Genomic DNA, 12,772 nt, shown 5'->3' with positions numbered 1-12,772 from the left:
TTAGCTGTCCATGTGGCGCAAGCCGACGCGCAAATAATCCCAGCCGGTGACGACCGTGAGCACCGCGGCGCCCCACAGGAAGATCAAGCCGACCGTCTCGACCCAAAGCCATTCAGGCACGGCACGCGTGAAGATCAGGAAGCCGAGCGCGCCGAGCTGGAGCGTGGTCTTCCACTTGGCGAGCCGCGAGACGGGCACCGACACCTGAATACCGCCGAGGAACTCGCGCAGCCCGGAGACCGCGATCTCGCGCGCGAGGATCACCAACGCGGCAATGACGTGCCAATCGGCGATAACGCCCTTGCCGACGAGCACCAGGATCACCGAGGCGATCATGATCTTGTCGGCAATCGGATCGAGGAAGACGCCGAGCTTCGACACCGTGCCCTGCGCACGCGCCAGATACCCGTCGAAATAGTCGGTGACACCCATCAGCACGTAGAGCGTGAAGGCGATCGCATAGCCTGCGGGCCAATCAGGCCACCAGAGAAACGCAATGAGAAGCGGGAGCGCGAGGATCCGCGACAGCGTGAGGATGTTCGGCAACGTCCACATCCGATCGCCTGTAGCACCGGCTGCGCTCGCGCCGAAAGCCTTATCGCACCCGCATTTTGCAAAGTCCGAGCAGGTTTTGCCGGCGAGATTGCCAGACACGCGATAAGCGTTGCCGCGCTCCCCGCCGCTCGGCTATGCCCCAGCCGAGTTTGGCGGTGGCATCCGCCGGTTGGGAGCAAGTACGGGATGATCGGTGCGCTCGGGTTGATGCGGGAGCGCCGTTTCCTGCCGCTGTTCGTCACGCAGTTTCTCGGCGCGTTCAACGACAATCTCTTCAAGAACGCGATGATCTTTTTCGCGACCTATCAGATCTTCAACTCGGTCGAGCAGGAAACGCAGTTCAGCGCGATCGCCACCGGGATCTTCATCCTGCCCTTCTTCCTCTTCTCCGCGCTCGCCGGCCAGCTCGCCGACAGCTACGACAAGGCGAAGATCATGCGGATCATCAAGATCGCCGAAATTGGGATCATGCTCGTCGGTTCGGCAGGCATCTTCTTCAAGAATCTCGAGCTGATGCTGGTCGCGCTGGTCGGCATGGGGGTGCATTCGACCTTTTTCGGACCGATCAAATACGCGATCATCCCCCAGCATATGGCCGATGACGAAGTGCTGGGCGGCACCGGACTGGTCGAGGCCGGCACCTATATCGCCATCCTATGCGGCACGATCGCCGGCGGGTTGATCAGCCCGCATTTCGCGGCGTTCGCCGTGATCGGCGTTGCGGTGATCGGCTGGTTCGCCTCAGCGCAGATCCCCCCTGCCCCGCCGCTGGTGAAGCTCAAGCTCGACTATAACATCTTCCGCTCGTCCTATCGGCTGATCGCGGCGACGATGCACATCAAGCGGCTGTATCTCGCCATCGTCGCGATCAGCGTGTTCTGGACGATCGCGGCAGTGCTCGCGGTGCTGTTCCCGCCGCTGGTCAAGAACGTGTTCCACGCGCAGAAGGACGTGGCGAGCGTGTTCCTGGGCATCTTCTCGGTGGGGATCGCGATCGGATCGGTGATCATCAACCGGCTGCTCAAGGGCGAGGTCTCGGCCAAATATGCCGTCGCCTCGGTTCTTGCGATGGCGGTTTTCGTCGTCGATTTCCACTTTGCCGCGCTCTTCTGGCCGGTAAGCGAGGGCCCGTTCCTCAAGACCGCGGCGTTCATCGCAATGCCGGCCGGCTGGCGTGTGCTGTTTGACCTGGCGATGATCGCGATCACCGGGGGCATGTTCGTGGTGCCGCTCTATGCCTTCCTCACCACCACGGTGGAGAAGTCTCAGACCGCCCGCACGGTGGCGGCGAACAACATCGTCAATTCGGGCGCGATGGTCGCCGGATCGGTGGGTATCTATGCCCTGACCAACGTGCCAGGCATTGGCGTGGAGGATGCGATCTGGGTGGTCGTCGCGTTGTGCATCGCCTCGGCCTATTGCGCCTGGCGGCTCCACCAGGCCGAGCATGCGCCGCACACCCCGGACGTGCTTCCCTGACGGGCGAACGCCTTCAGAGAATGAAGGTGTAGAAGCAGACGAAAAACGCCGTGAAGCTCACGGCGAACAGCCGGACATCGCTGTCGTCGCTAACCTTCTGCTGCTGCGCGAGCGCGCGGCGCATATAGCGGCGGAACGGATGGTGCGTGCGGGTCGCACCCTCGATCAACTGGCTCTGCATGACGAGCAGTTAACGTTTTGTTTACGATTATGGCCAGCGCCGAAGATGGTTAACGCACGTCCTGCTTCGAAACAGGCCGTGCGGATAAAATCTGCGGAACCGGCCGGTTAACGCGGTGCCGGCCCGGTGGTCGCGCGGACCATTAGCTTGTGGTCCAGCGTCACGTCCTGCTGCGGGGCATTGCCCGACAGCATCAGGTCCGCCGCGGCATAGGCCAGTTCGCGAACCGGCTGGCGGATCGTGGTGAGCGGTGGCCACACCGCCTTGGCGAGATCCGAATCGTCGAACCCGGCGATCGACAGCGCTTCGGGCACCGAGATGTCGCTCTCATGCGCCACGGCGAGCGCGCCGGCGGCCATGTCGTCATTGCCGGCGAAGATCGCAGTGGGCCGCGGAAGGCGCTGAAGCAGCGTACGCGCCGCCTCCTCGCCCGAATGGAAGCTGTAATCGCCGGCAACGACTCGCGTCGGATCGAAGGCGATGCCACCGGCCTCGAGCGCTTCGCGATAGCCGCGCAGACGATCCGCCGAGGAGATATGGCTTTCCGGCCCGCTGATGAACGCGATCTCGCGATGGCCGAGGTCGACGAGATGCTTGGTCAGCTCGCGCGCGGCGGCGACGTCGTCCATCGACGTGGCCATGCCGCTCCCCTTGCGCAGGCCTGGCGCAATGCGGACATAGGAGATTCCGCGCTTGTCGAGCTCGTCGAGCAGCGCGGTTGCCTCGGTGACCGGAGGGGAGAGGATCAACCCATCGAGATGCGTCTCGTCGATCAGCGCGAGGACATTGGAGACGAGGTCCGGCGACTGGCTGTCGATCGGCTGGAGGAGCAGGCGGAAGCCGAGTTCGGTGCAGCGCTGCTGCGCGCCAGCCTGGACGTGATAGACATAATAGGGGCTGGGATTGTCGTAGAGCAGCGCGACCTGGAACGAGCGGCGGCCGGCAAGCGTGCGCGCGGCGTGGCTCGGACGGAAGTTCAATTGCGCAACGACTTCCTCGACGCGGCGCCGTGTCTCTTCGCTGACATGCTTCTCATTGTTGAGGACACGCGAGACGGTCTTGAACGACACCCCCGCGATTTTCGACACTTCCTTGATCGTCGGACGGCCAGACATTTCCTACCCCCGGCCGAATTTGCAGTCGTTTCGGCTTGACCACGACATATTTGACAGCGGTGGACCGGCGCAAGCAGAGATGTTCGCATGCGCTGGAGGGGAACATGCCGATCGACACGCCGGATCTCGCCGGCCTGATCCTCGCGCGCCTGCCCGCCGTGACCCGGCGGCCGCTGGTGCTCGGCATTGCCGGGGCGCAGGGCAGCGGAAAGTCGACGCTCGCGGCGAGGATCGCCAAGGCGCGGAGCTGTCCGGTACTGTCGCTCGACGATCTCTATCTTGATGGAACGGCCCGGCAGCGGCTCGCCGAGACGGTCCATCCGCTGCTGCGCACCCGCGGCGTGCCGGGAACGCATGACGTGGCGCGCGGACGGGCCGTGATCGAGGCACTTGGCGACGGGCCCCTTGCGCTGCCGCGCTTCGACAAGGCGCGTGATGAGCCGGGACCCGACGAACTCGTCAATCCCGCGGACCTGCTCGTGTTCGAAGGCTGGTGCCTTGGCGCGAGGCCCCAGGAAGAAGCGGCATTGGGCACGCCCGTCAATGCACTGGAGCGCGACCGCGATCCCGACGGCATCTGGCGACGCTACGTCGACGCGCAGCTAGCCGGGCCGTATCGCGCGCTGTTCGCGCGGATCGACATGCTCGTGTTCCTCGCCGCGCCGGGCTTCGAGATCGTCGCCGATTGGCGGGTCGAGCAGGAACGCAATGCCGGCGGACCGATGACCGACGATACGGTCCGCGGCTTCGTGCTGCACTACCAGCGAATCACCGAAGACATGCTGCGCAGCGCGCCCGATTGGGCGGACATCACCGTGCGGCTGGACGCGCAGCGCCGGCCGATCGCGATCGAGGAACGGCGCGCGCCGGAACCCGGCTAGTTCCGGATCGTACCGCATGCGGCGCTATGCTTTGCGGGGCATAGCCGCGGTTCGGAGGTGCGCATGAAGACGAGGTCCGCCACAAGGCTGCTATCGGCGCTCTGCCTTGGCGGACTGGCGAGCGCCTGCTCGGGCGGTGGCGAGGTCAAGCCGCCGCCGCGCGCCAAGGACGCCGTGCCCAAGCCCAGCCAGTCCTCGGTGCTCGCCGTACCGATCGATCTAGACACGGAAGTCGTGCGGCGCGCCGTGGAGAATGCGATCCCGCGCCAGCTCTGGACGATCGAGCAGCATTCCTCGCGCTGCGTAAAGCCCAGGCAGGTCAAGCTGTTCGGCGCGAAACTGAAGGTCACCCCGCCGATCAGCTGCACGATCGAAGGCGTGGTGACGCGCGGCGCCATCCGGCTGCGCGGGCAAGGTCGCGACATCATCGCGGACATGCCGATCAACGCGCGGATCAGCGCGCGCGACATCGGCGGACTGCTCAAGGGTGAGACCGCGACCGGATCGGCGATGGCGCATGCCCGCATCCAGCTGGATCTTGGCGCCGACTGGAACCCGCGCGGCCGAGTGAAGCTCGGCTATGACTGGCTCAAGACGCCCGGAATCGACTTTCTCGGCCAGCGCATCACGTTCACCGAAAAGGCCGACGCGAAGCTCGCGCCGGTGCTGCGCAAGCTCGAGGCGGAGCTCCCGCGCGAACTGGCGCGCGCCAATCTGCGCGGGCAGGTCGAACGGCTTTGGCGCCAGGCCTTTACGACGATTGAGCTCAATGCCGAGAAGCCGCCGGTTTGGATGCGGCTGACCCCGCAGAAGCTGCGCTATGGCGGCTATGAAATGCACGGCCAGCGCCTCCAGTTGAACCTCGGCCTTGACGCGATCACGGAGACGTTTGTCGGCCCACGTCCGACAGACCCTGCGCCCAGCCCGCTGCCGGCGCTAGAACGCGCGCAAGGAGTGGATCGGCTACGCTTCTTCATCCCCGTTGTGGCGGATTATGGCGAGCTTGAGCCCGTAATACTGCGCGCGCTCAACAAGCGGGCCAAGCGGCCGTTCGACGTGCCCGGCATCGGCGCGGTGCGTGCGCGCTTTGAGAAGATCGTCGCCTATGGCACCAGCGGTGGAAAGATCGCGGTCGGCGTCACTCTCGCGGCCAAACCCGAGGCACTCAATGTCGGCGAGACCCACGGGCTGATCTGGCTGGTCGCGCGGCCGATCAACGCCCCCGATTCACCCCGCGTGGCGTTCGACCAGCTGAGCGTCACCGGCGACACCGACGGCATCGGCGGCGACCTGCTGATCAAGCTGGTCAGCAGCCCGGCGCTGTCCGGCGAAATCGCGGGATCGCTGACCCAGAACTTCGCCAACGATCTTTCCAAGCTGCTCGACAAGATCAAGCGCGCGATCGAGCGCAAGCAGGCGGGCGACTTCACGATCAGTGCGAAGATCGAGAAGGTGCAAACCGGACGGATCGCGGCCTATGGCCAGGCGCTGTATCTTCCGGTGAATGTGGAAGGCAGCGCCGCGATCGCCTATCGCCCGCAGCGTTGAAGGAGCGATCCGTCAGGGACCGCTCCTTCGCCGGATTCAGAAATTGAAGGCGAGCCGCGAATAGACGAAGCGGCCGTTGAACCCGAAGGGCGAGAAGGACGAATAGGGCAGGAAATAGTTGTTCGTGCCATAGACACCGCCTGCCGGCGCACGCGTGGGATAGACGTCGAACACATTGTCAGCACCCACGGCCAGCTCGACCTGGGGAACGACCTGGAAGCGCACTTCGATATCGGTGATCCATTTGGGCTGGAGCCAATAATCGCCCGGCCCATCGCCGGCAGCGACGGCAAGATCGGTCGAACTGCCGGTCGACAGCACGCGGCCATAGCGATTGGTTCGTAGCGTAAGCCCCAACGGATTGCTGTCCCAATCGAGCGAGAGGTTGAGCTTGTTGTGCGGCTGGCCATCGGTGAGCCGTAGCGATTCCGCGCGACCGAATACGATCAGCCCCGGCAGCGACGGCAACGAGGCGCGATCGGTGATCTTGGTCTCGTTATAGTTATACCCTGCCGACAGGGTGAACTTGCCTGCGCCGAAATCGGGCACGCGATAGCTCGCGACGAGATCGACGCCCTGGGTGCGCGTATCTACCCCGTTGACGAAGAAGCGCGCGGAGCTGGCGCTGGTAATCCCCGCGCCGTTCAACAGCGCGACGACCGCCGCGCCCGACAGCGACTCGCTCAGCACGACGCGGTCGCGGATCTTGATGTTGTAATAGTCTGCAGTAACCGTCAGCCCCGGCACCGCGGAGAAGACGACGCCGCCGCCGAGATTGGTCGACTTTTCGGGCTCGAGCGCCTTGGCGCCGAGCGCGATCGATACGGGATCGGAGACCGCGAAGGTGCCGGTCTCGATCAGATTTCCGCCGGTGAATACCGTCGAGGTCACCGTAAAATATTGCTGGGCGAGGCTGGGTGCGCGGAACCCGGTCGACGCCGATCCGCGGATCGCGAAGCCCTTCACCGGCTCCAGCCGGGCGGCGATCTTGCCGTTCAGCGTGTCGCCGAAATCCGAATATTTCTCGTAGCGCCCGGCGAGCTGGACCGAGAAGAAATCGGTTATGTCGGCATCCGCCTCGCCATAGCCGGCCCAGCTATGGCGCGAGACGTCGGTGGCGTTGTTCGGACGGAATCCCGGGAACACCTGCGAACCGCCCGCGGCATTGTAAGGTGCGGCCGAATAGGGTCCGTTGACATAGCTCGGCACGTCGCCGGCGACGATCTTGTAGTTCTCGTTGCGATACTCGCCGCCGAACGCGATGCCGAACGATTGCAGTCCGGCGAAATCGAACTTTCGGCTGAAATCGAGGTTGATCGTGGTCTGGCCCGAGCGCAGCCCGCCGGCATAGAAGCGCCGCGGGCTTGCCGCACCGCCGAGCGAGACGTTGACGCTGTTGTCGACACGGTAATCGAGCGCGTTCGAGCCATAGACGACCGAAAGATCGGTCTTGAACCCGCTTATGTCGCCGCGCACGCCGAGCGCGCCCGACACATCCTCTACTTCGCTGAGGATATAAGGCAGATAGCCATCGGGCGTGAGCGCGACGAAGCTGGTGGTCGACGCCGACCAGTCGCGGTTGCGGGCGTCGTTGGCGCGGCGATAGAAGCCGCCGCCCGAGGCATCGCGGATGCCATAGCTGCCGAACGCATAGAGCTCGAAACCGTCGCCCAGTTCATAGCCGGCATTGGCGAACAGATTGTAATCGGTCGCCTTGCCGTCCCCATATTGATGGGTGAAGCGATCGATCGTCAGCTCGCGCGGATCGCCGACCGAGAGATATTGGCGGCGCGGATCGGCACCGGCACGATTGGTCGGATCGCGGTCGCGGAATTGCGCGGTCAGATTGAGGAACCCGCCCTCGCCCACCGGCAAGCCGACATTGGTGGCAAGCGTCAGCGTATCGCCATCGTGGCGATCGCGATCGTCGCCGGTGTTGAGCTGCAGGATGTCGTTGGTGGTGCCGCCCGGCGTCAGCACGCTGGGGATGCCGCCACTGTTGGCGACGCCGGTGACGTCCGCCACGCCATCCATCGAAGTGGCATATTTGCCGAAGGTGATGCTCGCGCGCGCGCCGACACGGCGATTGAGCTGGAGGTTGATGACCCCGGCGATCGCATCCGAACCATAGAGCGAAGACGCGCCGTCGCGCAGCACTTCGACCCGATCGATCGCCAGCGCCGGGATTTCGTTGAGGTCGACGGCCGACGAGCCGCGGCCGACCGAACCGTTCAAATTGAGCAGCGCGGACTGGTGACGCCGCTTGCCGTTTACCAGCACCAGCACCTGATCGGGGGCCAGGCCGCGCAGCGTCGCGGGACGCTGCGAATCCGTGCCGTCGACCAACGAGGGCTGCGGGAAGTTGAACGACGGCACAAGATCACGCAGCACGCGGTTCGTCTCGGTCGCGCCCGAATGCCGCAAGGCATCGCCGCCGATCACATCGACCGGAACCGGGCTGTCCGCCACGCTGCGTTCGGAGACGCGCGACCCGGTGACGACGATGTCGGGAGCCGCGGCTTCCTCAGCTGAATCGGGAGAGGTCTCGGCAGTCTGCGCCGAGGCCGACGCCGCAAAGGCGAAGAAGGAAATGCCGACGAGAAGCGGCGCGAACTTACCAAACTGCATGGCTACTCTCCTGGAGCCTCGGGAACACCTACCCTGAACTGTCCAAGATGCCGCCACGGCCGCGGAACGAAAGCGATACCTCCTCTGACCGACTATAGATTTTCTTTGAGCCGCATTTTCGGCTCAGCCGCCGACGAGCTGTGCCAGGTCGATCAACGCGCGCGGCATCGAAATGCCCGGCGTGACACCGACGTAGCGCGGCACCCAGTTCGGCGCGAACTTGCTCTTGAACGCGCGCAGCCCGGAAAAGCCGTAGAGCCGCTCGCCATGGCCATAGACGGCGGCGCCCAACCGCGACCAGATCGGGGCAAGCCGCCCGCCCTGCAGGCCGGAAAGCGGCGCCATGCCGAGATTGAAACGCCGATAGCCACGCGCGGCGGCGAGCTGGAACAGCCGAACAAATAGCAGATCCATCGCGCCGTAGGGCGTGTCCGGGAGGTGCCGCATCATATCGACCGACATTTCAGCCCGATTGGCGGTCTCCCAGATGTTTGCGAAGGCGACGATCTCACCGTCCAGCAGCAACACCGCGCAGTCGAATCGCGCGAGGTAATCGAGGTCGAAGCGACCCAGGCTGAAGCCCTTTTCGGGGCCAACCTTGCCGACCAGCCAGGCATCCGAAACGCGACGCAGCGCACCGGCTTGGGCGGGCACCTGCGATGCCGGAATGACATCGAACACGAGGCCTGCGGCCGTCGCCTTGTTGGTCGAATGGCGCAACGACTTATAGGCGCCGCCTGCCAGGGTGAAGCCCTCGCGCAGATCGACCATGGCCTCCTCGCCATATTTCATCGGCTGGAGACCGAGTTCGACCAGGAGCGGCAACATGTCGGCGCTGACCTGGAACAGGCACAGCCGCCCGCGAGCGGCATCGCAGCGGCGCCGCAACTCCCAGACGAGCTCGGGCCAGGCGGCGTGCGGCCCGATCGGATCGCCCATGGTGATCCAGGTACGTCCCTGGACGCGGTACATGAGGAATGCGTCGCCGGCGGCGGATACCAGAAAGTTCTTGTCGCCAGTGAATGCCAGCATCGCATCGCTACGCCGGGTTGCGGCCAGCGCGGCTTGGGCGACCTCGGCCGGCAATTTGTCCGGCTCGCGCGTGCGCGGGGCGGCCGCCATGATCCGCCAGAATGCCCAGACCGCAACCAGCATCGTTGCGCCGAGCGTCGCGCGCAGAAAGCGCGGAGCATTGCCGCGCCAGGCAAAATCCCACCAGAGCTCGTCCGAATAGGGAATGTGCTTATAGGCGAAGAAGCCGGCCCAGGCACTCAGCGCCAAGGCGATCAGTGCCGCCGCCCACCACCAGCGTTCGATCGGCGCAGCTCCGATGCCGGCGCTGCGATAAAAGGCTGGGCGGCTATATTGGAGAAGCGTCGCGACGCCCAGCAGCACGCCAGCCTCCTCGTAATCGATGCCCTTGAGCAGCGAGAACAGCGCACCCGCCAGCAGGAGGATGCGCGCGACCAGGAAGCCGCTGCGTAGCCGCGCCTGCACGGCGGGAGCGACCAGCACCAGGGCGGTGCCGACCAGGCTGGCGGCGAAGTGCGACGTCTCGACGAAGGGCAGCGGCACAATGTCGCTGAGTTCGTGCATTCGGTTGTGGAGCCCCGGGAGCGCGCCCGACACCAGCAGCGCAAGGCCGCCGGCAAAGACGAGAAGCGCCAGCAACGGTGGGGCCAGTGCCCGGCCAATCCGATCAACCACACCCAGGCCGGTCAGCAGCGGCCTGCGAAGCCGCCGTGCTTCAAGTGCCACCACCACCGCCCCGGCGACGCCGAGCGGCAATAGATAGTAGATCAGCCGATAGAGAAGCAGCGCCGCGAATAGATCGGCGCGGCCAAGGGGGACCAATGCGAGCATCGTCGCCTCGAACACGCCAATCCCCCCGGGCACGTGGGTCACCAGCCCGGCAAGAATGGCAAGCACATAGGCGAGGAAAAAGGCGCCGAAGAGCGCAGCGGGCGCGCTAGGCACGAGCACGTACAGCGCCGCCGACGCACAGGCTAGATCGAATGCGGCGATGGCGAGCTGCCCGGCGAGCAGGCGAACACTGGGGAGCGGAACGCTGTGCCCGCCAAGGCGAAACTGCGCCACGCCGCGGGCGCGCAGCACGAACGCAGCCCCGATCGCTCCCGCGAGGAGGGCTCCCAGCCCGTGCTGGGGGAGAATGCCCACCTCGAAAGCACCGAAGGACAACGGGGCCTGCGCCAGCATCAGCGCAACCGCGGCCACCGCCACGATGCCGCCCCAAAACGTTGCAGAGGCAATCACCGTGATGCGCGCGACATCGGCGAAATCGAGCCCCGCGGCGCCATATGCGCGCAAGCGGGCAGAGCCTCCGGTGAGCAACGAGAATCCAAGATTGTTGCTGAGCGTATAGCTGGTGAACGAGGCGAGCGCTGCGGTTCGCCAGGGCAGCGGCCGCCCGATGGTGCGCACCGCGAACCAGTCGTACAAGGTCAGCGCGAGGTAGCTCGCCACCGTGAGCACCACTGACAGCGCGATCCGTCCGGTCCCTACCGACGCGATGGCATGGCGGATTTCACGATAGCGGACTTCGGCGAGGATGCCGTGCATTGCCGCGAACGCCAGCAGCGCGATTGCAGCGACCGCGAGCACGAGCAGCGGCGTGCGCAGGCGGCGCAGTGCCGTGCGCAGCCGCCGCCGCCTCGCGCCGAGCCGTGGCGTCAGAGGCGCGTCCAGTCCTGCGACTTGCATATGAATCCCCCGAACAGGCAGCCTGAAATCCGCAAGGTATTCGGCGAGAGCTGGACGATATGCGACGAGAAGCTGCGCCCCATGTCCGGGATGAAGACCGTTCCAGACCAGCGATCGCTGCCCGTCTTGCGATATTCACGCAGCAATTCCGTTCCGATCAACTGCGCCACTCCGGCATCGCGCGCATCCTGCAGCGCCGCGGGCGTCGCGGCGACGATGGCACCACAAAGCTCTGTGCCGCACGGTGCGGTCTTGACTGCCAGGGTGTGCTTCGGGTTGGCCCAGGTGCCGAAGATCGGATCGACCGGGGCGACCGGGGCGGAAGGATGGGACGGAAGCGCGTTCGCGGGCAGCGCGGCGCAGAACAACAGAGGCAGGAGCAAGGAGCGCATCAGTTCTTCCCTGAAGCCAGGTTGGGACGGAGAGCGCGCAGGATCGTCTGCACGAGCAGGTCATGATCGTTGCGCAGGAAATGGCCGCCCGGCAGCACGATACGCTGGACGTTGGGCATGGTCAGTGAAGGACACAGGCTGTCGGTCTCGCTGGCGCCGCGGATGCAGGTGACCGGCAGCCAGTCCAGCGCCCGCGCCTCCGCTGCATCCGCATCGGGCGTGCCGTGATAGGCGAAGTTCGAAGGATCGGCGCGGAAATAGGCGGCTTCACCCGGCACGACGAGCACCGCGGCGGAAACCTTGCTTCGAAGGTCCTGCGGCAGATGTACCAGCGCCACCCGCACCATGTCCGCGCCGAACGACTGGCCGAGCACCACGACATGGCGCGCGCCGGTGCGCCGCAGCGTCTCGCGGATCGCATCGGCGACGATCGCATCGGTCTCGGCGCGGGTCCGGTGAGTCACAAACGCGGTCGACGACGATACGCCAAGCACCGGCACGCCGGCCTTGGCGAGCGCGCCGGCGACATAGCCGCCCATACCGAAGCGAAGCCCCATGTCCCCGGAGAAATAGACCGCCGCGACGGGCTTGCGGGTGCCGTCCATGCCATAGGTGCGGATCGGATCGCGATCGAAGAAGCCTGCCGCCGCCGCGACTGCCAGCAGCGCCGCGACGATGATGCCGACGAACAAGCCGATCCGTGCCCGCCAGCTGCGCGGTATCCAGCGCGTCGTTGCGCTCGGGCGTTCCTGAGTGTCCATCCGCGTCATGTGCCAGAATTAGCCTGTCACCGGCGTTGCGAGCAGATGACTCTTCGTTCATCTTGCGCGGGCGCCGCCGCGATCCTAGGCGGCGGCAAGCGCCTCAAGCGGGCTATCTAAGCGTCTCAAGATAGACGACGATCGCGCGACGCCTGACCGGGTCCTTTTCGCCGAAATAGGTCATCTTAGTGCCCCGGATCATTCGCTGCGGATTGGCGAGGAATGCGTCCAGATTCTGAGTATTCCAGACGATGCCGCTCGCCTTCATGCCGCTGGAATATGCATAGTCCGATCGGCTTCCCGCGCGCGACCCTACTACGCCGAACAGGTTCGGCCCGAGCAGCGGCTTGAGTCCAGGCGCGGCGACGTGACAGGTTCTGCACTGGTTGAAGGCGTTCGGCGCTGGCGCATCAGGCGATACGGCCCTGGCGACGAACGACGGCGCCGACAGCAGGACGCCCCCTGCCACGGAGAAAGCCGCACCAAGCATTTTCATCCAGCCGGTCTTGGC

At 65.3% G+C, this 12,772-nt stretch carries 11 protein-coding genes; 3 read left to right on the top strand and 8 right to left on the bottom strand.

Going from position 1 to position 12,772, the window contains the following annotated elements; genetic code table 11:
* Entirely contained in the window at positions 1–555 is a 555-nt protein-coding gene (pgsA, locus tag AB2M62_RS04020; protein WP_404338019.1) for a CDP-diacylglycerol--glycerol-3-phosphate 3-phosphatidyltransferase, read from the bottom strand.
* A gap of 186 nt (positions 556–741) precedes the next feature.
* Between pgsA and AB2M62_RS04015 the strand changes: the two genes are divergently transcribed.
* Positions 742–2,034, top strand: coding sequence for an MFS transporter (locus AB2M62_RS04015; protein ID WP_404338017.1), 1,293 nt, complete (start codon positions 742–744; stop codon positions 2,032–2,034).
* A 13-nt stretch (positions 2,035–2,047) separates the two neighbouring features.
* On the opposite strand, the gene AB2M62_RS04010 is transcribed toward AB2M62_RS04015, so the two are convergent.
* Together AB2M62_RS04010 and AB2M62_RS04005 are read right to left on the bottom strand one after the other, a co-directional pair.
* Positions 2,048–2,215 carry a hypothetical protein gene (locus AB2M62_RS04010; RefSeq protein WP_404338015.1) on the bottom strand — a complete coding sequence of 56 codons (168 nt, stop codon included), beginning with the start codon at positions 2,213–2,215 and terminating at the stop codon, positions 2,048–2,050.
* A gap of 107 nt (positions 2,216–2,322) precedes the next feature.
* A complete protein-coding gene (locus tag AB2M62_RS04005; protein WP_404338013.1) occupies positions 2,323–3,330 on the bottom strand; it encodes a LacI family DNA-binding transcriptional regulator in 1,008 nt (335 codons plus the stop codon).
* A gap of 104 nt (positions 3,331–3,434) precedes the next feature.
* On the opposite strand from AB2M62_RS04005, the gene AB2M62_RS04000 reads away from it, so the two are divergent.
* Both AB2M62_RS04000 and AB2M62_RS03995 read left to right on the top strand, forming a co-directional pair.
* Positions 3,435–4,211 carry a kinase gene (locus AB2M62_RS04000; protein WP_404338011.1) on the top strand — a complete coding sequence of 259 codons (777 nt, stop codon included), beginning with the start codon at positions 3,435–3,437 and terminating at the stop codon, positions 4,209–4,211.
* A gap of 63 nt (positions 4,212–4,274) precedes the next feature.
* Complete coding sequence (locus AB2M62_RS03995; RefSeq protein WP_404338009.1) at positions 4,275–5,759, top strand: DUF4403 family protein; 1,485 nt, start codon at positions 4,275–4,277, stop codon at positions 5,757–5,759.
* Positions 5,760–5,795: 36 nt separating this feature from the next.
* Here AB2M62_RS03995 and AB2M62_RS03990 read toward each other — a convergent pair whose 3' ends face one another.
* From AB2M62_RS03990 to AB2M62_RS03970, 5 genes are all read right to left on the bottom strand, one after another.
* On the bottom strand, positions 5,796–8,387 hold the full coding sequence (locus AB2M62_RS03990) for a TonB-dependent receptor plug domain-containing protein (RefSeq protein WP_404338007.1): 2,592 nt from the start codon (positions 8,385–8,387) through the stop codon (positions 5,796–5,798).
* Positions 8,388–8,510: 123 nt separating this feature from the next.
* Positions 8,511–11,108, bottom strand: coding sequence for a bifunctional lysylphosphatidylglycerol flippase/synthetase MprF (mprF, locus tag AB2M62_RS03985; protein ID WP_404338005.1), 2,598 nt, complete (start codon positions 11,106–11,108; stop codon positions 8,511–8,513).
* Positions 11,078–11,500 (bottom strand): DUF2147 domain-containing protein, encoded by a 423-nt coding sequence (locus AB2M62_RS03980; RefSeq protein ID WP_404338003.1) that lies wholly within the window; start codon positions 11,498–11,500, stop codon positions 11,078–11,080. Before AB2M62_RS03980 ends, mprF begins: the two co-directional genes overlap by 31 nt.
* Positions 11,500–12,270, bottom strand: coding sequence for an AcvB/VirJ family lysyl-phosphatidylglycerol hydrolase (locus tag AB2M62_RS03975; RefSeq protein WP_404338002.1), 771 nt, complete (start codon positions 12,268–12,270; stop codon positions 11,500–11,502). The genes AB2M62_RS03980 and AB2M62_RS03975 overlap by 1 nt, the downstream gene beginning before the upstream one ends.
* Before the next feature lie 103 nt (positions 12,271–12,373).
* A complete protein-coding gene (locus AB2M62_RS03970) occupies positions 12,374–12,757 on the bottom strand; it encodes a c-type cytochrome (protein WP_404338001.1) in 384 nt (127 codons plus the stop codon).
* Between the last annotated feature and the right edge of the window lie 15 nt (positions 12,758–12,772).

It is taken from the genome of Sphingomonas sp. MMS12-HWE2-04, assembly GCF_044881185.1.
Taxonomy (GTDB): Bacteria; Pseudomonadota; Alphaproteobacteria; order Sphingomonadales; family Sphingomonadaceae; genus Sphingomonas.
This window is presented reverse-complemented; position numbering and strand designations above follow the sequence as displayed.